This window comes from Photobacterium sp. GB-56 (assembly GCF_003026105.1).
In the GTDB taxonomy this organism is placed as follows: domain Bacteria; phylum Pseudomonadota; class Gammaproteobacteria; order Enterobacterales; family Vibrionaceae; genus Photobacterium.
Window position 1 is genome coordinate 1 of record NZ_PYNW01000016.1, and the last position, 23,350, is coordinate 23,350.

23 protein-coding genes, 1 rRNA gene and 1 riboswitch are annotated in these 23,350 nt (G+C 42.4%); of the genes, 5 read left to right on the top strand and 19 right to left on the bottom strand.

Annotation, left to right across the window (positions count from 1 at the left end):
- Positions 1 to 113: ribosomal RNA gene (locus C9J42_RS17420) — 16S ribosomal RNA — on the bottom strand; the annotation flags it as partial.
- Positions 114 to 735: 622 nt separating this feature from the next.
- Here C9J42_RS17420 and C9J42_RS17425 point away from each other — a divergent pair.
- On the top strand, positions 736 to 1,206 hold the full coding sequence (locus C9J42_RS17425; protein WP_107247527.1) for an RNA-binding protein: 471 nt from the start codon (positions 736 to 738) through the stop codon (positions 1,204 to 1,206).
- Here C9J42_RS17425 and murI read toward each other — a convergent pair.
- Complete coding sequence (murI, locus tag C9J42_RS17430) at positions 1,169 to 1,981, bottom strand: glutamate racemase (protein WP_107287850.1); 813 nt, start codon at positions 1,979 to 1,981, stop codon at positions 1,169 to 1,171. The genes C9J42_RS17425 and murI overlap by 38 nt on opposite strands.
- Positions 1,982 to 2,222: 241 nt before the next feature.
- On the bottom strand, positions 2,223 to 4,082 hold the full coding sequence (gene btuB / locus C9J42_RS17435; RefSeq protein ID WP_107247528.1) for a TonB-dependent vitamin B12 receptor: 1,860 nt from the start codon (positions 4,080 to 4,082) through the stop codon (positions 2,223 to 2,225).
- A gap of 31 nt (positions 4,083 to 4,113) precedes the next feature.
- Positions 4,114 to 4,355: riboswitch (cobalamin riboswitch) on the bottom strand.
- A gap of 148 nt (positions 4,356 to 4,503) precedes the next feature.
- Between btuB and trmA the strand changes: the two genes are divergently transcribed.
- On the top strand, positions 4,504 to 5,610 hold the full coding sequence (gene trmA / locus C9J42_RS17440) for a tRNA (uridine(54)-C5)-methyltransferase TrmA (protein ID WP_107207764.1): 1,107 nt from the start codon (positions 4,504 to 4,506) through the stop codon (positions 5,608 to 5,610).
- Between the two features lie 67 nt (positions 5,611 to 5,677).
- Here trmA and C9J42_RS17445 read toward each other — a convergent pair whose 3' ends face one another.
- Positions 5,678 to 6,058 (bottom strand): YijD family membrane protein, encoded by a 381-nt coding sequence (locus tag C9J42_RS17445; RefSeq protein WP_107207765.1) that lies wholly within the window; start codon positions 6,056 to 6,058, stop codon positions 5,678 to 5,680.
- 27 nt (positions 6,059 to 6,085) lie between these two features.
- A complete protein-coding gene (fabR, locus tag C9J42_RS17450) occupies positions 6,086 to 6,718 on the bottom strand; it encodes an HTH-type transcriptional repressor FabR (protein ID WP_107207832.1) in 633 nt (210 codons plus the stop codon).
- A 305-nt stretch (positions 6,719 to 7,023) separates the two neighbouring features.
- Here fabR and sthA point away from each other — a divergent pair, with 305 nt between their 5' ends.
- A complete protein-coding gene (sthA, locus tag C9J42_RS17455) occupies positions 7,024 to 8,439 on the top strand; it encodes a Si-specific NAD(P)(+) transhydrogenase (protein WP_107207766.1) in 1,416 nt (471 codons plus the stop codon).
- Between the two features lie 65 nt (positions 8,440 to 8,504).
- Here the strand turns inward: sthA and cysQ are convergent, their stop codons facing one another.
- The 14 genes from cysQ to gspC all read right to left on the bottom strand — a co-directional run bounded on the left by cysQ (position 8,505) and on the right by gspC (position 21,310).
- Positions 8,505 to 9,338, bottom strand: a complete 834-nt coding sequence (gene cysQ / locus C9J42_RS17460) for a 3'(2'),5'-bisphosphate nucleotidase CysQ (RefSeq protein ID WP_107207767.1) — start codon at positions 9,336 to 9,338, stop codon at positions 8,505 to 8,507.
- Positions 9,339 to 9,341: 3 nt separating this feature from the next.
- Positions 9,342 to 9,899: an ADP compounds hydrolase NudE gene (gene nudE, locus C9J42_RS17465; protein ID WP_107207768.1), complete on the bottom strand. Its 558-nt coding sequence runs from the start codon at positions 9,897 to 9,899 to the stop codon at positions 9,342 to 9,344.
- Positions 9,900 to 10,059: 160 nt separating this feature from the next.
- A complete protein-coding gene (locus C9J42_RS17470) occupies positions 10,060 to 10,818 on the bottom strand; it encodes a type II secretion system protein N (protein ID WP_107207769.1) in 759 nt (252 codons plus the stop codon).
- A 2-nt stretch (positions 10,819 to 10,820) separates the two neighbouring features.
- Positions 10,821 to 11,303, bottom strand: a complete 483-nt coding sequence (locus C9J42_RS17475) for a type II secretion system protein M (RefSeq protein ID WP_105061428.1) — start codon at positions 11,301 to 11,303, stop codon at positions 10,821 to 10,823.
- Positions 11,303 to 12,598 (bottom strand): type II secretion system protein GspL, encoded by a 1,296-nt coding sequence (gene gspL, locus C9J42_RS17480; protein WP_233217784.1) that lies wholly within the window; start codon positions 12,596 to 12,598, stop codon positions 11,303 to 11,305. The genes C9J42_RS17475 and gspL overlap by 1 nt, the downstream gene beginning before the upstream one ends.
- Positions 12,567 to 13,580, bottom strand: coding sequence for a type II secretion system minor pseudopilin GspK (gene gspK, locus C9J42_RS17485; protein ID WP_107247532.1), 1,014 nt, complete (start codon positions 13,578 to 13,580; stop codon positions 12,567 to 12,569). Before gspK ends, gspL begins: the two co-directional genes overlap by 32 nt.
- Positions 13,577 to 14,227 (bottom strand): type II secretion system minor pseudopilin GspJ, encoded by a 651-nt coding sequence (gene gspJ / locus C9J42_RS17490; RefSeq protein WP_045084553.1) that lies wholly within the window; start codon positions 14,225 to 14,227, stop codon positions 13,577 to 13,579. The genes gspK and gspJ overlap by 4 nt, the downstream gene beginning before the upstream one ends.
- The gene (gene gspI, locus C9J42_RS17495) at positions 14,214 to 14,573 is read right to left on the bottom strand and encodes a type II secretion system minor pseudopilin GspI (RefSeq protein ID WP_107207772.1); all 360 of its coding nucleotides are present in this window, start codon (positions 14,571 to 14,573) and stop codon (positions 14,214 to 14,216) included. Before gspI ends, gspJ begins: the two co-directional genes overlap by 14 nt.
- On the bottom strand, positions 14,563 to 15,150 hold the full coding sequence (gspH, locus tag C9J42_RS17500) for a type II secretion system minor pseudopilin GspH (protein WP_107207773.1): 588 nt from the start codon (positions 15,148 to 15,150) through the stop codon (positions 14,563 to 14,565). The genes gspI and gspH overlap by 11 nt, the downstream gene beginning before the upstream one ends.
- A gap of 9 nt (positions 15,151 to 15,159) precedes the next feature.
- On the bottom strand, positions 15,160 to 15,603 hold the full coding sequence (gspG, locus tag C9J42_RS17505) for a type II secretion system major pseudopilin GspG (protein ID WP_005372551.1): 444 nt from the start codon (positions 15,601 to 15,603) through the stop codon (positions 15,160 to 15,162).
- Positions 15,604 to 15,622: 19 nt separating this feature from the next.
- A complete protein-coding gene (gene gspF / locus C9J42_RS17510; protein WP_005372550.1) occupies positions 15,623 to 16,849 on the bottom strand; it encodes a type II secretion system inner membrane protein GspF in 1,227 nt (408 codons plus the stop codon).
- Entirely contained in the window at positions 16,849 to 18,351 is a 1,503-nt protein-coding gene (gspE, locus tag C9J42_RS17515; RefSeq protein ID WP_107207775.1) for a type II secretion system ATPase GspE, read from the bottom strand. The genes gspF and gspE overlap by 1 nt, the downstream gene beginning before the upstream one ends.
- Positions 18,351 to 20,363 carry a type II secretion system secretin GspD gene (gene gspD / locus C9J42_RS17520; protein ID WP_199187123.1) on the bottom strand — a complete coding sequence of 671 codons (2,013 nt, stop codon included), beginning with the start codon at positions 20,361 to 20,363 and terminating at the stop codon, positions 18,351 to 18,353. Before gspD ends, gspE begins: the two co-directional genes overlap by 1 nt.
- Positions 20,364 to 20,422: 59 nt before the next feature.
- A complete protein-coding gene (gspC, locus tag C9J42_RS17525) occupies positions 20,423 to 21,310 on the bottom strand; it encodes a type II secretion system protein GspC (protein WP_107207777.1) in 888 nt (295 codons plus the stop codon).
- Between the two features lie 281 nt (positions 21,311 to 21,591).
- On the opposite strand from gspC, the gene hslR reads away from it, so the two are divergent.
- Positions 21,592 to 22,002, top strand: a complete 411-nt coding sequence (hslR, locus tag C9J42_RS17530) for a ribosome-associated heat shock protein Hsp15 (RefSeq protein WP_107207778.1) — start codon at positions 21,592 to 21,594, stop codon at positions 22,000 to 22,002.
- 167 nt (positions 22,003 to 22,169) lie between these two features.
- Positions 22,170 to 23,048, top strand: a complete 879-nt coding sequence (gene hslO, locus C9J42_RS17535) for an Hsp33 family molecular chaperone HslO (protein WP_107207779.1) — start codon at positions 22,170 to 22,172, stop codon at positions 23,046 to 23,048.
- The last annotated feature ends 302 nt before the right edge of the window (positions 23,049 to 23,350 follow it).

Below are 23,350 nucleotides of genomic sequence, written 5' to 3' on the forward strand. Positions count from 1 at the left end.
CGTCCGCCGCTCGTCAGCATTGATAGCAAGCTATCAATCTGTTACCGCTCGACTTGCATGTGTTAGGCCTGCCGCCAGCGTTCAATCTGAGCCATGATCAAACTCTTCAATTAAAGTTTTTGTGGTCTTTCGACCGGCTCAATGAATACTGTTAAAATACCGCTAACTAGAAGCTAGTTAGGATATTTGAATTGACTGTGCCAAATAACCGAAGTTATTTGTATTGGTCACTAGTATCATTGATAAATCTTTCGACTTAACTTTTCAACGAGTGCCCACACAGATTGCATGGTCAAATTGTTAAAGAACGTTGACTCAATACTTAATATTGGTCAGGGATGCGTATTTTACTCAGCCCTTAACTGTAGTCAAGAAGAAATTCTAACTTTAAACTTTCTTATTAACTACCCTTGGCAAAACCAAAGATTTAATCGTTATTCGATATTAATAATTCAAAAAGTTTGAACTCGATCATTTGTTTGTTCGTGTTCCCTTTCGATGGAGCGGCATTATAGAGACTTCGATCACTCTGACAAGTCTTTTTTGAAAAAAATAATGTATTTGCTCGTTATTTCATCTACTGTGGTTGATACGCTTGTAATTACAACATTTGATGAACTGATGGTTCACTCGCTAGTAATTACAACTCAATGAAAGTAATATCATTGTGAGTTCGATGTTAAAAGAAACATTACGCATTCTTCCTTCCATTTTGACGATGTAGTTTAATTAAATATGAAATCAAATAATCCAACCATAATAACCGCTCTAGCTATTGCTATTATCGGTGCATTAATTCTTAGCCTTATTCCTACTCTTCATTCTTCTATTAGCTTTGCTTTAGGTGCAATTGCTGTCGGTGCTGCACTTTACTTCATGCAAAAACCTAAAGAAGTGACCCCTGTCGATAATACTGAAACCTCTCAAAGCAGCAAAACCCTTTATGTTGGTAACCTTCCTTATCGCGCTAATGAGACTGATGTTAAAAATCTATTTGCTGAGCATGGCGATGTTTTTGCTGTACGCCTAATGAAGGATAAACGTACAGGCAAGCGCAGAGGCTTTGGCTTTGTTGTAATGAGTAGCTTAGATGCAGATAGTGCTATCGAGCAATTAAACAATAAAGAATACGGCCAACGTACGTTAAAAGTACGTGAAGCTAATGAGCCTAAAAACGCAGATACGGATATTGTAGAGACTGAATAGTACCCAGCTCTATTTGACGTAAACTTTTATTCAGCGCCGCTACACTTTGTGTAGCGGCGCTGCTATATGTAAGGTTATTTATTTTATTATGGGGTTGTTTTTCTTGTGTAGATAATCCTAACAAGGACGATACGCGTAGCGCTATCGCTTTACCGGAATCCACAACATTCACTTCATTATTAAGAACAGCTTTTATTTCTTCTTTAATTAATGGGAAATGTGTACAACCTAAAATAATGCTATCTACTTGCTGTTGCCATGGCGCTAAAATCTCACTGAGTTCATGAAGAGAAATAGATTCACCACGTAGCTTTTGCTCAGCCATTTCTACTAATCGGGTTGAACCAATCATTTTAACTTCGCAATCACTAGCAAATTGGTTAATTAACTGATGCGTATATTCACGCTTAACCGTTGCAGGCGTTGCTAATAAGCCAATGACTTTGGTATTACTTAACTTCGCGGCAGGTTTAATCGCTGGAACAACGCCTACAATAGGAATGTTAAGATTTTGGCGCAGGGTCGGTAATACAATTGTACTTGCGGTATTACACGCAATAACAACTAAGTCTGCTTGATATTGCTCAACTAATGTCGAGACAATATGATTGGTACGCTCAATAAGTATATTATCGGGTAACTCACCATACGGGAAGGCGGCGTTATCGAAGGCATAGATATATTGCACTTGCGGTAAAAGATCGTAGATTTCTTTATAAACAGATAAACCACCTACACCAGAATCAAAAATAACAATCTTTTTCACTCGTACCATACCTAATAAACATTACTCACCTTATGATACTGCGATCTTCAGTTCTCGCAAACAGCCCAGTTAGCTAACTGATACCGCTGATAATAAAATCGTTCAGTTCTCTCTATATTTTCCATGTAATATCTAGAGATCGTTGGAAAAACTGATCATCAACCACAAAGGTTAGTACTGAATCTTCCCGTTATGTACAAGCTTTATTAAAAAGGCCGCTATATTAGCGGCCTTAATCTTGCGTTTTCGATTAGAATTGGTAGTTAATACTGGTGTAATAAGTACGGCCAGGCATTTGATAACCACCAGCAGTCTCATAATCTTCATTTAGAAGGTTCGCTACTCGCCCTTTTAAGGCAAGTTTTGGCTGTAGCCAATATGTTAATGCCAGATCCCAAGTATCATAAGCCGGTAACTCACCCGTTGGACCATATTGATCTGGACGTTTGCCATGGTATTGATACGTTAGTGCGCTATCGAGATCACCAACACTTGCTGTACCTACCCACTTAAACGAGAATTTCTCGCGGCGATCTAAACGCTGCCCTTGGCTATTACGGGGATCTTTAAAGTCAAAGTTGAGCTGGTGAGATAAAAAGCCCGTATCAAAGTCTGCTTCAACTTCAATACCTTTGATTTTGCTTTTTCCTGATTCGTTATAATACTTCCAAGACGTGTTATTAAAACCAATAAGGTTATCAATCTCCATGCGATAACCTGTAACAGCTAAATCAATCACGTTGTAGTTAGCTTCAATAGCCACTTCCGCATTTTTTGATTTCTCAGGGTTTAATGTTTCAGTGCCGTAAAATGGTGAATATAGTTGGAATAAATTCGGCGCTTTGAATGCACTGCCGTAAGATGTACGTAGTTGCACTTCATCAGTGATATACCAACCACCAGCCACGTTATAAGTAAACTGAGAACCATACTGCTGGTTATCGTCTAAACGTAAGCTAGACTCTAATGAAAAATCATTAACATTCACTAAACCAATACCATAAATACCCGTATTGTTTCTGCTAACGGCATCTGAAGATAGCTTGTCTTGCCATGACTCTTTACGCCAATCAACACCACCGACTAATTGTAGATTGTCGTTAACGGTAAAATGGTTATTCCACTGTAGATTGCGTTGAGTGAATTTCTCATCCTGACTGGCAACAACAGGCGTCGTGGTCGCCGCTTTATTGTAATCGTAATTCGTTTGATGTTGGTAATCTGCAATTAACTTAGATTGGTAACGCCCTAAATCTAAATCCAATCCTGCGCTATAGTCAAATAACTCAGGCTCTGACTGCATATATTGATGTACTGGTTCACCAGAAAAGAAATCAACGAATGAGCTGTCATACTGGTACTGATTTTTATACCAACGTGTAGAGACAAACCCTTTTAAGGTATCGCTAAAACGTTGATGATAAGCAATCATGGCATTACGACTAGCAAAGCCATGTTTATCACCATCATTTAATCCAGGCTGTGGCTTAACGTTATAGCCTTCATCATCTTCATAACCTACAGCAAGTTGCAGCAAACCATTTTCACCAACTTTATACGCGCCTGATGCACTCGCCTCTTGATAGTTATGACTACCAATACCTACATTCAGCTTCGTTTTTGATGGTGAATCAACATCAGCCAATGTAATGATATTGATTACACCACCAATCGCTTCTGAACCATAGATTGCAGCACGAGCGCCGCGAGTAAATTCAATGCGCTCAACTTGAGTCAAAGGAACTTGGTTAAAATCAACCGCACCTTTTGCTGCTCGTGCCATACGAATACCATCAACGAGAACGAGTACCTGATCGGAATTAGTACCACGTACCATAATACTGGCTAGCTGGCCGCGCCCACCATTTTGCGTCACCTGCACACCCGGTAATAAACTAATCACTTCTGTGAGTGTTTTGGCTTGTATCTTATCGATATCTTGGCGGGTCACGACATTAAATGGCGCAAGTACTGAAGTCACAGGTTGTTCAAAACGGTTGGCAGTGACGACCATCACATCATCGGTTTGGGTGTTATCTTCTGCTGCTATTATAGAAAAAGAAGGGAAATACACCGACGTGACCGCCAGCGCTAAAAGTGTTTTTTTCATTTGAGGATCCTAAGTCGCGTATATAACAAAGCAAAAGTGCTTTACCGCTGGTTGGTATTCGGACTTAAGAGCATGACCTGAAGAAGGTCGCCTAGGCATCAACTTCCCATCTCAACAATACATCATTCCATATCTATTGATTAATCATATTGTTAAAACAGTGTTTGGAATACATCCGTGTGCGTTCGTTCTCTATTACCGCTGCGCGTCAGTTACGGATTTTCACCGTATTCCCGTACCATCCCATGGTTAACCAGCGCAGTGCAGATGCTAGTGATGTATCGCTTTTATGTCTAGTTTTGTTTGCTATTAGTTATAAATAAATTACGCAATAAAAGACTTTTTCTCGGCGTAACACTGGACATCACTGTGCAATGCAATAAAATCTGCGCTCTTATTTTGAGCAGTCGAGGCATACACTATGACATCCACCATCCTTAACACCGCTGATTATCAGCAACAGTTGGATGAAAAGGCAGAGCGTATTCAAAACATTTGTGCTGATTTTGATACCCCTGAACTCGAGGTGTTTGCCTCTCCTGCAGAGCATTACCGCATGCGTGCAGAATTCCGTGTTTGGCATGAGGGTGAAGATCTTTTCTATATCATGTTTAACCAAGAAACACGTGAAAAATACCGCGTTGATCAATTTCCTGCGGCAAGCCGTCTGATCAATGATTTGATGCCGATGCTGGTTGATGCGATCAAACCCATTAAAGCGCTACGTCATAAATTATTCCAAGTCGATTTCTTATCAACCCTTAGTGGGGAAATCCTTGTTTCTATGCTTTACCACCGCCAACTTGATGATGAGTGGACAGCAGAAGCTAAGCAGCTAAAACAGCGCCTAAATGATGAAGGTTTTAAGCTAAATCTTATCGGCCGTGCTCGTAAGATGAAAATCGTACTGGATCAAGACTATGTTATCGAACAATTAAAAGTGCACGATCGCACCCTAACCTACAAGCAAGTTGAAAACAGCTTTACCCAACCGAATGGTGAAGTTGCACAAAAGATGCTTGAATGGGCTGTTGACTGCACTCAAGACAGCGAGGGTGATTTGCTTGAACTTTACTGTGGTAACGGTAACTTTTCACTGGCACTAGCACAAAACTTCGAACGCGTATTAGCAACAGAATTAGCAAAACCATCTGTAGATTCTGCGCAATACAACATTGCGGTTAATAACATTAATAACGTACAAATCATTCGCATGTCTGCAGAAGATTTTACTGATGCAATGGAAGGTAAGCGTGAGTTCCGCCGCTTAAAAGATCAAAATGTGGATCTTCAAAGCTACAACTGCAATACGATCTTTGTCGATCCTCCACGATCGGGGATGGATGAGGGAACCTGCCGTATGGTGCAAGGTTATGAGCGTATCATGTATATCTCTTGTAACCCTGAAACACTCAAAGAGAATTTAGACATCCTGTGTGAAACACACAAAATCACACGTTTTGCCTTATTTGATCAATTCCCATATACCCATCATATGGAAGCTGGTGTATTACTTGAACGTAAATAATATTACCAAGTAGCCCGTAATAAAAAAGGCGCTGAAGGCGCCTTTTTTATTCTTGATCTTAATGAAATTATTTCGATTCAACTTCTGGCTTGGCTTTTTTATTCATTATACCCATTTTGTAGCTCACCCAGAATAGCAGCGCTAGTGCAATCATTAATGGTAAGAAGTTCGAGCCCATTTCTGGAATTGCTGCACGAAGACATGCAGAGTAACCAAATGCGCCGACAAAAAAGCATGCCGTTGCAATCGCAGGCGTACCTTCTGTCATTGGCTTACGTAGGTATTCTTGGTACAGGCAGTACACCGCCAATACAAATGCAAGCACAGGGAAAATAGAGAATGCCACGCTGCTTGACGTTAGTACTGCTAATGTTGCGTTACCGCATACACCCGCTAGTAATGATAGAACTAGAGTTTTACGTTCTGCTTTAACTTGTTGCTTGTCCATATCCTTCACCACAAAATCGAAATAAGGTTATAGTTTTTGCCTGAGCTCTCGACGCTCACGCTCTTTTCGGTACCAATAAGCACCCTTTGCAATCATTCTTAATTGCATAATCAATCTTTCTGCATGCTCAGCACGAGCATGGCTATCCAGATCTAACGCTTCCGCTCCTGAACTAAAGACTAAAGTAACAGACGCCTCTGCTTGGGTATACGCTTCTTCGTGCGCCACCCCAGTTTTGGCCTCAAGATACTCACTTAGTTCAGCAACAAAGTGTTGTATTTCACGGACAACAGCAGCACGAAATGCTGTTGATGTGCCTGAACGTTCACGTAATAGTAGACGAAAGACATTAGGACTACTTTCGATAAACTCCATAAACGTCTCAACCGAGGTGCGGATCACACTCCCTTCGGTCGCAATACGTTGACGAGCTTGCCGCATTAGCTGACGAAGGATCAATCCACCTTCATCCACCATAGTTAAACCTAATTCGTCCATATCTTTAAAATGACGATAAAACGATGTTGGGGCAATCCCAGCTTCACGAGCAACTTCTCGTAAACTTAAATTAGAAAAACTTCTGTCTGCACTTAACTGGCTAAACGCAGCATCGATAAGCGAGCGACGGGTTTTTTCTTTCTGTTGAGCCCTGATCCCCATGGACATCTGCTTCTCTATAGTTTTCTGACCATAATACGCAACTAAATGAAGATAAACCATCGCGTAAGAATAGTCCTATACTACTGGCTCAACCGCCTTCACGCAAAGCCAGATTAACATCATTTATTCACACACTTCACAATCTACCACCTCACCGTTTAGGGTAATTATTCGCATTTATTCTTCCAACTCAGCGATAGAGCGTGATCCCTCGCCAGCTCTGACCATCTATTGATTCTCCTATTGATTACAAATCGTTACACTTACGATGCAAAAATGTTACCAATACAGATAGGAATAATGTGATGACGGATACGCAGTGCAGTAATAACAGTCATTTTGATGTGATTATTATTGGTAGTGGCCCTGGCGGTGAAGGTGCTGCTATGGGATTAACTAAAGCCGGTTTCAACGTTGCGATTATTGAACGCGAAGACAGTGTTGGTGGGGGCTGTACGCACTGGGGAACGATTCCATCGAAGGCTCTGCGTCATGCTGTTAGTCGTATTATTGAATTTAATCAAAACCCGCTTTATTGCAAAAACAACTCAACACTTCACAGCACCTTTAGCCAAATCCTCGGTCATGCTGAAGTCGTTGTAAATAAGCAAACACGGATGCGCCAGGGGTTTTATGACCGTAACCAATGCCAAATTATTCATGGTGAGGCACGCTTTATTGCCAGTCACAATGTTGAAGTAAAAAGCAATGATGGCAGCCTTGAGCGCTACAGTGCTGATAAATTTATTATTGCAACAGGCTCTCGTCCTTACCATCCTGACGGTGTCGATTTTGATCACCCCCGCGTGTATGACAGTGATTCAATTTTACGTTTAGAGCACGATCCTCGCCATATTATTATTTACGGCGCAGGTGTGATTGGTTGTGAATACGCGTCTATTTTCCGTGGCCTTGGCGTTAAAGTTGACTTAATTAACACCCGTCAACGCTTACTGGAATTTCTTGATAATGAAATATCAGACTCCCTGTCTTATCACCTCTGGAACAACGGGGTGATGATACGTAATGATGAGATATTTGAAGAGATTGAAGGGACTGATGACGGGGTGATCCTACATCTACAATCTGGCAAGAAAATGCGTGCAGATTGTATTTTATATGCCAATGGCCGTACTGGTAATACCGATAAACTCGCGCTCGAACATGTTGGCTTAACCCCTGACTCTCGTGGACAGCTCAAGGTTAACCGCAGTTATCAAACCGAAGTCGATCATGTTTATGCGGTGGGGGATGTAATTGGTTATCCAAGCCTTGCTAGTGCAGCCTATGACCAAGGTCGATTTGCAGCACAAGCGATCAGTAAAGGACAAGCTCAAGGTCAGCTAATTGATCATATTCCAACGGGTATTTACACCATTCCTGAGATCAGCTCGGTAGGTAAGACAGAGCAGCAACTAACCGCAGAGAAAGTGCCATATGAAGTGGGACGTTCCCAATTTAAGCATCTTGCTCGTGCGCAAATTGCTGGCACAGAAGTGGGAAGCTTAAAGATTTTATTCCATCGAGAAACCAAAGAGATCTTAGGTATTCATTGTTTTGGTGAGCGCGCTGCAGAAATTATTCACATCGGACAGGCGATCATGGAACAAAAAGGTGAAGGTAATACGATAGATTATTTCGTCAATACCACCTTTAACTACCCGACAATGGCAGAAGCCTATCGAGTGGCAGCACTCAATGGCCTAAACCGTTTATTCTAACCCTATAGCCAAAACTATTAGCCAATAAAAAACGGAGCTTATCTGCTCCGTTTTTATCCTGCATCCTAATCGACATTCATCATCCGATCATCCGGCTCTAAGATATCAGCCCAAGGCAAGCCTTCATCACCTAAGGTAATAAAATTTGGATTCTCTAATGTATTACGCTCGTTATAAGACAGCGGTGTCAAATGGGTATTAAGAATACGACCGCCCGCCTCTTCTACAATACACTGGGTTGCTGCGGTATCCCACTCACCTGTCGGTCCCAAGCGTAAATAACAATCTACCGCACCTTCTGCCACCAAACATGATTTTAATGCTGCAGATCCTAATGGGACGAGTTCATAGTTGTAGCTTGGATCTAATCGCGATGTGATAGAACTGATTTCTTGGCGACGGCTAATGGCCACAACAATAGACTTCGTATTCTCTTCATGATGATGAGTTGCAATTTTGACACTTTCACCTTCAGCGGTAATCTTATGCGCGCCTTTCCCTGCATAGGCATAATATGACACCCCAGATACGGGCGCATAAACCACTCCCATGATCGGACGGTTATCTTCAACTAACGCAATGATTGTCGCAAAATCACCGCTACCAGCGATAAATTCTTGCGTACCATCTAATGGATCAACTAACCAATAACGTTTCCACTGGCTCCGCTCTGTTAATGGTACGCTAGCATCTTCTTCAGATAACACGGGGATATCAGGCGTTAATTGAGTCAATCGCTCCATCACTAACTTATGAGCCGCAAGATCAGCACTTGTCACTGGCGTATTATCATCTTTGATCTGTTTCTCAAACTGACCACGTTGATAAATATCTAAAATCAATTGACCTGATGCTCGAGCGATCTCAACCACATCAGGCAGTAAATGCGAATAGGCCATTGGTTACTCCTTTCGTGCTAATTGCTTCAATGCTAAAAACAATGCGGTAATACTCCGCGCTTCGGCAAAATCAACATGCGTCAGAAGCTCTTCTGCTTGTGCTAATGGCCAACGAATAATGTCTAACGGCTCAGGCTCATCACCTTCAAGTTTCTCAGGATACAGATCTTGCGCTAAAAACAATGTCATGCGACTGGAAAAATAAGACGGGGCTAATATCACTTCTTTTAATGGTTGTAGTTGATGGGCACCAAAACCAATTTCTTCTTTTAATTCACGATTGGCCGCTTCAGTAGGTGTTTCCCCCTCATCAATTAAGCCTTTAGGAAAGCCTAATTCATAACGTTCAGTACCTGCTGAATATTCGCGGATCAACAATAAATCACCTTGCTCCGTCACAGGGACAATCAGCACCGCATTGCGACCACTTGGCTTCATACGTTCATAGGTACGCTCAACACCGTTAGAAAAACGCAAATCCAATGATTCAATTTTAAACAGTCGTGATTGAGCAACAACCTCTGCAGATAAGATTTGAGGTTTATCTTTACTGATCGCCATCTTAAAGCCCTATGTCATGTTATCGCGAAGAAAAATTTTGTTTGTGCCTATGCTTCATTAAAAGCTAATCGCGCAGATAAATAAAGAGGCAGTCTACTTAGACTGCCTCTTACTATTCAGTTTGTGATTAATAACCACTCACATCGCGACGATTAGATAATTACAAACGCCCTGAGTAATTAATTTTATATTGCCCTTTTGAATCAGGATCGCCTAACCATTTTAATTGTTGAGACAATTGCTCAGGGAATGTAGCCCCCGGTTTAAACCATCCTGATAAGCTGTAACTATTATTTTTAGCTAAGTTTGCTTGCCAATCACTACTAACATCATCAGACGACTGTGAGGCTTTTGCTAAAATAGCACCTTCTTGGCAACTTAAATCGGCAAAAACAGGGCCTAGATTAATATTTCCCATGGGTGTTGACGCCTTACCTTGTGCCCAAGCCAACGTTGCATTCAAGGTTTTACAATACGGCGCAGCATACAGATAATCACGTACCGTAAGTTCAATATTACCTGTTAATGTCAACGGCACAGGTAACTTGGCATACTGCATGGCATTCGCTGCTGGTACAGAGACTAAGAGCTTTTCAGCAAACGGTCCCGAGGTGCTATAACCGACAATACCACTACCTTGTAGTTGCATATCACTGCCACGGCCAAATCGGACATCAAACGCGAGTTTACCTGTAAATAGACTACCCAGTTTCATGTCCCATTGAATTTGACCTAAACTTTGATTTTGCCACACAACGGTCTTAGCAGAGCCTTGCCATAGGGTTCCTTGAATACCACTTAATGATAAACCATTAACTTTTGGTGCTTGTTGCCATGCCCAATTAGCCGGTAAATGGACAATAGTGCTGGCAATAAATACCACCCCAAATGTTGCGCCGATAGCGAGTTTAAATTTCACCTTTAACCTCGTCCTAACTGTAATCGGTTTACTTCAACCATGCCATTTTGATCAGTTTTCGAGATATCAATAAATTGCGTTTCAATCCCAAAGTTATCTTGCAGGTAAGAGAGCCAATTAAGTAATGCATTGAACGGTACAGGCTTCACCCATACTTGAATCGCATCATTACGTGGTTGCATACGGATCAATTCAATCTTAAAACGTTCCGTCGTTTCATTTACCACTTGGTTAAGTCCTTTGTCACTGACATTTACCGTACCACCAGCACGCTTAAACGCCGTGATCTTATTTGCTTTACCTTCAACCCATGACAATAGCTGACGTTCACTTTGAATACGTGTTTGTGCTAATTCAGTGCGTTGATTTAATGGTTGCCATAGTCCCCAGTATAAGATAGCTAGCAATAAAGCACCGCCAGCACCCATAACAAGATACTGCTCTCGCTGGCTTAATGCTTTCCACCATGCTTTAATTTCTGCCATTATGCTTTTCTCCTTAGCACGACGGCACCACTGACTAAGCCATCTTCTTTGCTTAATTGACCTTGCTCAACGGTAAAGTCTTTCGTCAACACACTACGTAATTTCTCAAAATCTTGGAAGTCAGAAGCGGTTGCTTGTAAACGCAGTTCGCCCCGCTTTTGATCGTATTTTAGATTAACAATTTTCACGCTCGGTGCTTTTGATAATGCCGGCTTTAACTCACTTAACCACATTAAAATACCGTTATCCGCTCCCTGCCCACCTAAGCTTTTCAATGCTGCGTTCATTTGATTTTTCAAATAACTCTGTGACGGAATACGTTTAAACTGAGGTAAAACCTGACGGAAGATCCGCTCACTTTCAGCACGGTACGCTTTGGCTTGATGCTCTAGCTGTTGTAACGCCATCACGTGTTCTCCGACTACAGCTACAAGTACTAAACTTGCGGCAATCGCGACTTTACGCCACGGTTTTAAATGCTTACGCCAAGCAGCTTGTGGTTTATAAGCCCCTGATAGTAAATTAACTTTACTTCCCGCAGCCCCTAACGCTAACAGTTGCATCACGAGCTCCGGTGCATGTGCTTGCCAACGCCCACTGACACCTTGAGGTGCTGATGTATAGTGGTGTATGACAACTTGACTTGGATTCGATTCAACATCCGCCACCGCAGATTCAATGGCAGCTTGCTCTGCCTCTTCGTCGTTGTCCTCGTCATCATCACTTGCAGCTAACATAATTGGCGCTTTTTGGGCACTGAACCATGCATCTAACCAACTCGTTTCCGCACAAATCCCCATAAACTCTGATTGACGGATCAACCATTGCCCTTCAATTTCAGCAGCACTATAACCATCATCAAACAACGGCAAACACAAACAGTCTGGAATAACTTTTTTTAGCTCTAAACCACATTCTTTAAATGCTGATAACCATTGCAGCATCTTTTGATGCTCAATAAGCGCTACCGTTGCAACATCATCTTCCCGATGCAGCAACTGAACATGTAAACTTTCAACATCCTGCGCCAATTCTTCTTCTAAGAGATAAGGTAAAACAGCGGTCAATTGGCGGCTACTGCCTGCAGGAATAGTAACTTGTGTTAATAGCATCTCACTGGTAGGCACTAAACCATATACCGGCCGAGTACCCGCATATTCCACTAGCTGATCTAATTGCGTGATATCAGCTAACTGACCTGATGCAATCACTTCGTTCTGCTGTGGCGACCAGACAAGCCATTGCACCGGCACCTCAGGCCGACTACTCAGTCTTATCGTCAGAAATTCGCTCACGGATTCCTCCATACTGGCGACGTACTACCGTCACCTTGTTATTATCATCTCGTTTAAATAGCGTTACCGCTCGTAATCTGGCGTTATCTATTTGTATTTCAGCATCTAATGAAAAATAGTTACTGCTGACCGTTAAGTACTTTTTCTGTTGTTCTTGTTTATCAGCTTGATCGCCTTGTGGTAGCTCTTTCATGAAATCATCAACGCTATCCCACCCTTTACGACGGGCATCGCGATCTTTAATAATTTTTTTTGCAGCGTCCAATGAAAGCTCTGGCGAAAATAAAGCTGACAGTAATACAGCCTGTCTTTGAGTGATCGTATTTACATTGAGTTTAAAGTCATCAGTTGGCAATGCACACACCAAGCCTTTTACTTTCTCATAAATATCAGCCGTCACCCCGTTAATCGCACGTAATTCACTGCGATCCGCTAACCAACCATTAGGGGGTAAGTAAGGTGGTTGAAATGCTTCATACGTGCTGTCTTCACCACCGTAGCTTGATTGCACCGTGGTATTCTTATCAATAAATTCCCAGCTAGAATCTGCGATTTGTTCTGCAGAATAATCATCAACACCACTGTCGATCATGATGTTTTGAAAGTAAGTCACCAAAAATGGCTGCTTACTGCCATCAGCGACGGGTTTTACAGCACCAAGCGCATTAATGTTAAAGCAAGCTTGCTTATCAAACATGCTACCGGTGACTACCGCACCATCAATCGGATAGGTTTGATCTTCTATCGCCCATGGTTGAGTTAAGTCGATGATCTTGCTGTCTTTAAACGTTAAAGCGAGACCTTTTTCAGCTAACGCTTCAACCCCTAAACTGTACCAATACGCCTGCTGATGCTGAATTTGATTCTCAACACGATGAAAATTATGTTGTAAACGTCCCGTCATTTGCACAGCGATCAAGCTCATTAACGCGACGAGCAAGAGCACCACAATTAACGCGACACCGCGCTGTTTTTTCATCATTGTGATTGTTCCGAATCAGCAGAAGCAGATAATGCAGATGTAGGTACGAGATAAATACGCTCAATTTCACCAAAATCTTTCAGTGTCATCGTCACTTTAATACCTTCTGGTAACTTATCTGCGGTATCCCATTTATCTTGCCATTTTTTATCGGTGAAAAAGGAAAACTGCAATTTAGTCACACCATCTAATAACACCTTAACCAGTGGCTTTTCACCAATAACATTATCTGGGTAGCGAAACCAAACACGCTCTAATTGATCGTCAACCACACGATAGCCAACGCGGGTAACATCACCGCGTGGAAACATGGCTTGGGGATTTTGCCAGCCTGTTCGCACGAACATGATCCCATCGCTACTCGAATCCAAAAGGTACTCACCAGCTTGTAACACTTTATCGTTAGGCTCTTCGCCATTAAGCCTGCTTTTACGGGCAACAATTTGACGAAAATCGTTATCCATCATAATCGTGGCACGCTGTATTTCTTTTAATCTTTGGTTATGATCTTTTGATTGCGCATCACTACGCATCACGTTATTCATGACTTGATAAGCGGATAAACTCAGCATGGCAAAAACAGCTATTGCAACAAGTACTTCCAGTAACGTAAAACCGCGCTGGCGGGAATGATTAATTGACGACATAAGTCTTTACCGTTATTACCGAATGTTCACGCTGTGGATCGCTTGCTACCGAAATCTCAATTTGGCGTAATAAGCTCTGCTGCGTTTTGACACTTTTTACCGTCCAATACCATTCACGATCGGCTAATGTCGACTTACCTGTCTTACTTGAAGTTGGATACTGACCGCTTAAATGTAATTGCGCGAGTTCATTATCAGCCACCATCGCAGCAAAGGTTTTTTCTTCTAAATAGCCCAGCGTATTTAAGTGTTGGCTAACCGCTTTCATAATACCCAGCGCAGCAACAGCGAAAATGGCTAAGGCAACTAACACTTCTAATAAGGTAAAACCTTGTTTACTTCTCACGTTTTGTTGCCTGTTCTAAGGTTTCACCTGGCTTAAGCAAGACTAAATTACCCACTTCATCGGCGCTGACTCGCCAAAATTGATTTTCACCGTCGACTTCAAAACGTAAAGTAAACGGTGTGTATTCACCACTGGCCATAACCACAATTTGAGGTTTGATCTTTTTCTTTTCTTCGTCTGACTTTGTAAATAAGTCTTCATCTTTAAACAGTGAATCTGATTTAAAAAGTCGGTCTTTATCTTTCCACGCTCCGCCAATCTCAACCTGAGTTGTAATCGCGTTGTCCAACTTCACATCGGTATAAAATTTTGCACCTTCTAGCGGTTGCCAGCCATCTTGAGTTAATTGCAAAAAATTATATTGGTGTGGCTCAACACGAATGCCGTAGTCCACACCATTAAGCATTGCATCCTCACCCAATAGTTGGGCGAGGTGATGAAAACGTACTGCTTGCTCTTTTACTTCATCTCGTTTGTTATCCGGTAAAGTTGAGATCACCGCAACTGCGCTGGTTGCGAGTAACACCAGCACCAACATCATTTCAATGAGAGTAAAACCTGCACTACGCTTCATCATAAAGACTTATTACTTCTTGTTGTAATCCAACATATTCCAGTTACCGATGTCGGTATTCACACCATCACCACCTTCTTGACCATCTGCGCCTAAGCTAAAGATATCAATCGCGCCATGTTCACCTGGTGCCACATAATGGTACTCATAACCCCAAGGATCTTTAGGTAGACGCTTAATATAACCACCATCACGGTAATTACGCGGCTCAGGAGAAGAAGACGGCTTTGTCACCAATGCCTCTAAACCTTGATCGGTTGTTGGATATACGCTGTTATCTAACTTGTACATTTCTAAAGACTGTTCAAGCGCACTAATATCTGTCACAACTTTTTGTTGGTCAGCTTTTTCTTTGTTACCTAATAGATTGGGAACGACTAAACTCGCCAATACGCCCAAAATAACAATTACCACCATTACTTCTAATAGGGTAAAACCACGTTGTTTTTGTTGCATTAAAACCTCCGAAGAAAAACTACATCCCAACCATGTTGTTCAGTTCAATAATTGGCATTAAGGTTGCGATAACAATAAACATTACCACTCCAGCCATAGCGACAATTAATAATGGCTCAAAGACCCCTAGTGCCATATTAACAAGTGATTCAAAATCACGATCTTGGTTATCTGCTGCACGGGTTAGCATTTGCTCTAACTCGCCACTTCGTTCACCACTCGCGATCATGTGTAGCATCATCGGTGGGAACAATTTGGTTTGCTCAAGGGATACTCGTAGACTTCCCCCCTCACGTACATTATCTGCGGCAGATAAAATTTTCTTATTCACATACGTATTGGTCATAACATCAGAAGCGACCTTCATCCCATCCAGTAATGGAATCGCACTGGATGTACAAATCGATAATGTTCGCGCAAAACGTGAGGTATTTAACCCTCGTGCGACTTTACCAATCACTGGTACATGTAAGATCCCGCGATCCCACTTCATCCGATACTTAGGCTGCTTGAGGGCTGTCTTGATCAAAGCAATGATTGATACAATCACCACAACGACCACTAATCCCCAATGCTGAACAAAATTACTTGCTGCCAATAACACTTCGGTAATGGTGGGTAATTGTTGCCCCATTTGTACAAATTGATCGACAATTTTAGGCACAACCGTTGCTAGCAAAAATGCCACCACAGACACAGCGACAAGCGTTAACATGATGGGATAGATCATCGCTTGCTGTAATTTACTGCGCATTTGTTGACGGTTTTCGGTGTAGTCTGCCAAACGATTTAAAATCGTATCAAGGTGGCCCGATTTTTCTCCCGCCGCCACCATGGCGCGAAAGAGTTGGTCAAAAATATGAGGATATTCCGCCATACTGTCAGCTAAGGTATATCCTTCTACTACCCGAGAACGCACCGCCAATAAAATGTTTTTTAGACGTGGCTTTTCGTTTTGCTCAGCAACCGCCTTGATACATTCTTCTAATGGCATTGAGGCTTGTACCAGTGTTGCTAACTGACGGGTGATCAGGGCAAGTTCATTGGTACTGATCCCACGTTTAAAGCTGAACTGTTTACGTGTCGTGGTTTTACTGCGACTTTGACCTGAGGTTTGAGTAACCTCTATCGGCACCATGCCTTTTTCACGTAATTGTTGGCGTACTTGACGGGCAGTATCTCCCTCAATCACCCCTTTTTTCTGTCGGCCTTTGGCATCTAAGGCTTTATATTCAAATGCCGCCATTAGCCCTCCTTCGTCACACGCATCACTTCTTCAAGTGTGGTGATCCCTTGACGTGCTTTCGCTAAACCATCATCGCGAATACTCGGTGTATATTGACGCACGTATTTCTCAATCGCTTGCTCACCCGCCTCGCCATGGATCAACTCTTGTACTTGTTCATCCACCAGCAATAGTTCATGAATACCCGTACGACCACGATAACCTTTTTGGTTACAGTGCTCACAACCAGATGGGCGATATAATGTCAGTGGTTCAGATTCAGCTAAATTAAATAGCTTTTTCTGCTGGCTATCGGCTTCATAAGGCTGACGACAATCTTGACATAGCGTACGCACTAATCGCTGGGCTAACACCCCAAGCAATGACGATGACACTAAGAAAGGTTCAATACCCATATCACGTAAACGGGTGATCGCCCCGACCGCAGTATTAGTGTGGAGGGTAGATAACACCATATGGCCTGTCAGTGATGCTTGAACAGCAATAGCTGCAGTTTCTAAATCACGGATCTCACCGATCATCACCACATCGGGATCTTGACGAAGAATGGCACGCAAACCTCGCGCAAACGTCATATCAACTTTGCTGTTAACTTGAGTTTGTCCAATGCCATCAATATCAAATTCAATCGGATCTTCGACGGTTAAGATATTGCGCTCAGCACTGTTTAGCTCTTGCAAACCCGCATACAACGTCGTGGACTTACCCGAACCTGTCGGACCTGTGACCAAGATAATACCGTGTGGACGCTCGATAATTTTTCTAAACGCTTGATGGTTTTCCGGCGTCATACCTAAGCTATGCAAATCAAGGCGTGTCGCGTTTTTATCTAATAAACGCAATACGACTCGCTCACCATGAGAAGAAGGCATGGTTGATACACGTACATCAACCGCACGACCACCAATTCGCAGTGAAATACGACCATCTTGAGGAATACGTTTTTCTGCAATATCAAGCTTTGCCATAACCTTAATACGTGAAACAAGCAGCGGTGCCAATTTACGACTTGGCTGTAAGACTTCACGTAACATGCCATCAATACGAAAACGGATTGACAGTACTTTTTCAAAGGTTTCGATGTGGATATCAGATGCCCCTTCTTTGATCGCTTCGGCCAACATGGCATTGATCAATTTGATAATAGGTGCATCATCTTCCGATTCCAGCAAATCTTCTGTTTCAGGTAAGTCTTCAGCAAGCGCAAAGAAATCATCGCTGTCAGAGCCCAAATCTTGCATTAACTGGCGCGCTTCTGATGAATCACGTTGGTATGCTTGTGTTAACTTTTGCTCAAACTCACTGTCATTTAATGCGATGGGCGTAAAACAGCAACCTAGCACTCGACGCACTTCAGCAAGTACTGCAGCAGACAGTTGTCCACTGAAATAGAGTTGCCATCCTTGCTCACCAGCCTCTACCACCACATGATGGCGTTTGGCAAAAGAGAAAGGTAATCGAAACGTTACCATTGATTCTGTTTCTAAAAACCCATCAGCCATTAGTGTTGCTCCAACTGAGAAACAAAGGCACGCACTTCAGCTGGTAAATCCATGTCTTCACCGTATTTTGGTAATACCGGCATATCTGCGTCCATCAAGCGCATACCTTGCTCTGCTTTGTATAACTGCTGCGCACGAATATAGTTGTACTTACGCTGAGTCAAACCGTCAGCACTCATCCCATCACGTAAAATAGTTGGGCGAATGAAAACCATTAGGTTGGTTTTTTCAGTTTGGTTATTGGTAGAGCGGAATAACGCACCAAGCACAGGAATATCACCTAAAATCGGTACTCTTTGCTCAGATTCAAGGGTCTTCTCTTGCATTAAGCCACCTAAAGCGATCATGTTACCGTCTTTAACCAATACCGATGTGGTTAGCTCTCGCTTATCAAAACGAATATCAACGGCACCATTAGCATCAGCCACTTGCGAGACAACCTGTTCAATCTTCATTTGAACTGAGTCCCCTTCGTTGATCTGCGGGGTGACTTTAAGTCGAATACCGACATCCTTACGCTCAACCGTAGTAAACGGATTATCGTTATTAGAGCCGGTTTGTGAACCAGTCGTCACAGGGACTTCCTGACCAACCGATAAATTCGCTTCTTGGTTATCCAATACCGTGATATTCGGTGTCGATAATACATTCACATTTCGGTTTGCTTGAACGGCTGTCACTAACGCAGTCCAATCACCCAATGCAATTGCAGCAGCAGCCCCTTTCACACCACCAAGGAAAGCAGCCATTGGTGCTAAATCACCACTTTCTGTCGTCACGATAGGGGGTAATTCCGCACCGGTATCAGGATCGTAACGTTTTTGTGTTGTCGTTTTGTCTTTCGCTGCTTCTTGCGCAGATAGCAAACCACCAATTGGTGCTCCACTGTTACCAAACTGGATAACACCGCCGTCTTGTGAGCCCCACTGCACACCGAAATCGACACCATCACCTTCTTGTACTTCAACAATCATGGCTTCGATATGGACTTGGGCACGACGAATATCTAATTGAGAGATAATCGACTCAAGTTTATTCATCACATCACTTGGCGCAGAGATAATCAGAGAGTTAGTCGCGTCATGCGCAGAAATCATGACTTCATCTTTACTCGATTGACTCACTTGTGGCGTATTACTCTTATTTGCCGCTTGGATATTTTCAGACACGCCTTTTAGCACATCAACCATATCAGCGGCTTTGGCGTATTTTAAGTAAATAACGCGACTGTTGCCGCTTGCTGCCATTTCTTTGTCAAGCTTATGAATCAAGGCTTTTAAACGTTCCCGAACTTTAGGATCGCCTGAAATTAATACTGAGTTGGTACGCTCATCTGCTACCGCTTTCGGGATCAAAAATCCTGGGGTTGATTTCGCATCAGCACTTTTATTTAACGCCTCAACGATACGCACCATCTCAGGTGCTGAAGCATTATTCAGCGACACGACGGTCACGTCTTTATTACCAGCACGATCGACACGCTCAATAATATCCGCTAAGCGGTTAACCACCGCAGCACGACCAGTGATCATAATGATATTGGCAGGATCGTAGTGAACAACGTTACCCGCACCCGCATTATCGTTAAGTTGGCGTAATAATGGGGAGAGCTCTCGCACTGACACGTTTTTTACTGCAATCACACGCGTAACCACAGCATCACCAGGCACATTACTGTCATTCGCGCCCACAACTGGGATAGCAGAGGTTTTGGCATCTTTATCACGAATAACTTTGAGTACGCCATCTTCCATTTCCACAACAGCAAAACCATAGACTTCCAATACGTTAAGGAAGAAACGGTAATACTGCTCATCATTAAGAAGATCATAACTGCGCACATTTACCTGACCACGAACCGCAGGATCAATAATGATCGTCTTATGTAATGAACGTCCAACAATATTGATGAACTCTTGAATATCTGTCCCTTTGAAATTAGCACTTAGCTCATCAGCCATTGCCGAACTACAAAGCAAGCTACTTGCTAACCATAGGGCACTTTTACCCATTAATTTTTTCACAAAAAACTCCTGCGTTTTCGTCTTTTTTGTCACGCAATGCACTGCTATTATTGCAGTTCAATGTGAATATCATGAACTTGACCGCCGCGTTCAACCGTCAAAGTAAAATCAGTCGCTGAAGAAAGCTCAGCCCAGAGCTTTGCCATCACACTTGGATCGGTCAGGCTATTTCCGTTAATCGCCACCGCTAAATCATTCGCTTTCAGGCCAACAGAATCAAATAAAATTCGGTCTTTACCCGGATTCACTCGATATCCCTGTACTTCGCCATCCTTCTTCACTTGAGATAAGCGGATATAACTAAATAGAGATTGAGGTTGAGCTAAAATTTTCTTTTTGATCTCAGCTAATTTCGAGCTGTCGACATTCGGTTTAGTCGCGTTATTCGAGGTTGATTTTTGCGTAGCTGGCTGGGCTGATTTAGAGAATTTTAATCCCTCAAGCATCACGGTTTCATCACGACCACTATTGCTAATAATAACGCGATCGTTATACACCGCTTTTAATGTCACACGGGTACCATCAACAACTTCATTGACACCATAAGTATTCTGCTTACCGTTGTTTGTGATCACGGCAAAGGCGGATTGAGGATCACTGCTCGCGACAACCCCAACTAACTTTAAATTCAATCGCGTTTGTGGCGCGTCTTTTTTAACCGTGGCTTCAACCGGCTTTGGCTGCGCGTTATATTGCCCAAATAGATTCATGGACAATAAGTTACCGACATTAATATCAGATCCTGATGTAGCCACTTTTACTGACTTCGCTTGCCAAGGTGCCACTGTCGCTGGCGGCGCTAATAACATCCACACCATACGACCAGAAATCCACGCTAAAATAACCACTAGTAGCCACGTTAGTAGTCGTGTAAGTGTACGCTGAGATAGCGGGCGCTTTGTGATTATCATGGGCAGCCATGTAGATACTTGCATAGTGGAAATCCATTCAATGAATATCGGGAGGTATATTATCGCTCCCTATATAAACAAGGGGTATTGTAATCAACTTTTATGATCTCTTTTTAACACATTGAATGCTATTCATTATTGTAAAAAAGAAGCAAATTACTCAAAAGACTAACGATAATTTGTAATAAATTCTTGCTTGATGATTGAAAACCCCGATTAACATCACCATTTATTAGAAATAGGTGATAGCTGACGCTATTAAAACAATATGATATTTTATCGCCCCTTTGAATAAAGGAACCGTTATGGGTCAAGCGACATCCGAACTAAAACAGGTTCGTCTTGATAAATGGTTATGGGCTGCACGTTTTTATAAAACACGTTCTGTTGCTCGCACGATGATAGATGGCGGCAAAGTGCAATATAACGGACAACGCTCAAAACCAAGTAAGATGGTTGAAGTTGGCGCAGAAGTAAAATTGCGCCAAGGTAACGATGAAAAAACCGTTACCATCGAAAAAATCTCTGATACCCGCCGTGGTGCACCGGAAGCACAATTGCTATATCAAGAAACAGCACAAAGTATTGAATTACGGGAACGCCATGCACAAATGCGCAAACTCAATGCTTTTGATAGTCCGAGTCCGATCAAACGACCAGATAAAAAACAGCGTCGTGACATCATGAGATTCAAAAACATCAATACATCAGAATAAAAGGTTGCCAGCCTTAATCAATTCATCGTTGGTAATAGCAGAGTACTTTATATCAAGTAAGCCAAATGCTGAGCCACATGAGTTCATTGAAATACTGGGTATAACGCACTTAGATGCACTACCAAATATGATGCAGGGTTGGCACCACAGCTGGAGAGAAAGAGAAAATGACACAAGATTTTTTAAACCGTTACCTATTTGATGGCGTTTCAGTACGTGGTGAGTTAGTACAGTTAGGTGATACTTACCAACAAATTCTTTCAACCACTGAGTACCCAGCACCAATCAAAACACTACTTGGTGAATTGTTAGTCGCAACCAGTCTATTAACAGCAACGCTAAAATTTGAAGGCTCAATCACCGTACAATTACAAGGTGATGGTCCTGTTAGCCTCGCTGTGATTAATGGCGATCAGAACCAAAAGCTACGTGGTGTGGCTCGTTGGGAAGGTGACATTAAAGACGGTAGCACTATCCATGATCTAATGGGCAAAGGCTACATGGTGATCACAATCCTTCCTACCAAAGGTGAGCGTTACCAAGGTGTCGTTGGTCTTGAAGGTGAAACCATGGCGGAATGTTTAGAGACTTACTTTAAAAACTCTGAACAGCTAAAAACACGTATCTGGCTACGTACCGGTGAGTTTGAAGGCCAACCTAAAGCTGCGGGTATGCTATTACAAGTAATGCCCGATGGTCAGGGCGGTGAAAGCGATTTTGAGCACTTAGAAACAATTACTGATACGGTAAAAGATGACGAACTATTTAGCTTAGATGCACAAGATCTACTGTACCGTTTATACCACCAAGAAGAAGTAAAAGTATTCGAACCACAAGCCGTCAGCTTTGAATGTAGCTGCTCTCGTGATCGTAGTGGTTCAGCAGTTATTAGCCTTCACCCTGACGAGATTGAAAAAATCTTAGCGGAAGATGGAAAAGTATCACTGCATTGTGATTACTGTGGTACCGACTATGACTTCGATAGCATTGATATTGCAGCACTTCGTGAAAATGCAGGCAATGCTGACGATAGCAAGGTTCATTAATTCTCGCTTCGTATTAAGCCTGAAATATAATTACAAAGCCGGCATATATGCCGGCTTTCTCATATTGCAAAACAACATTCCAGCTAAAACTTGAAAGTGAATCACTAAAAAGCGCTTCTTTTTTCACCAGAAATAATAATTCAACCCCCTAGATTTCTGCTTTAACCGCCCTGTAAACTAAATAAAAACATCTAATTCACACGCCCGTTAGCCTTTGCAAAAGCTAGGGTTATTTATGATGTATATCCCTGATTTAGCCCGTTATGGTTAATAGTTAAACAACATCTTACCCAAGGAGCGCC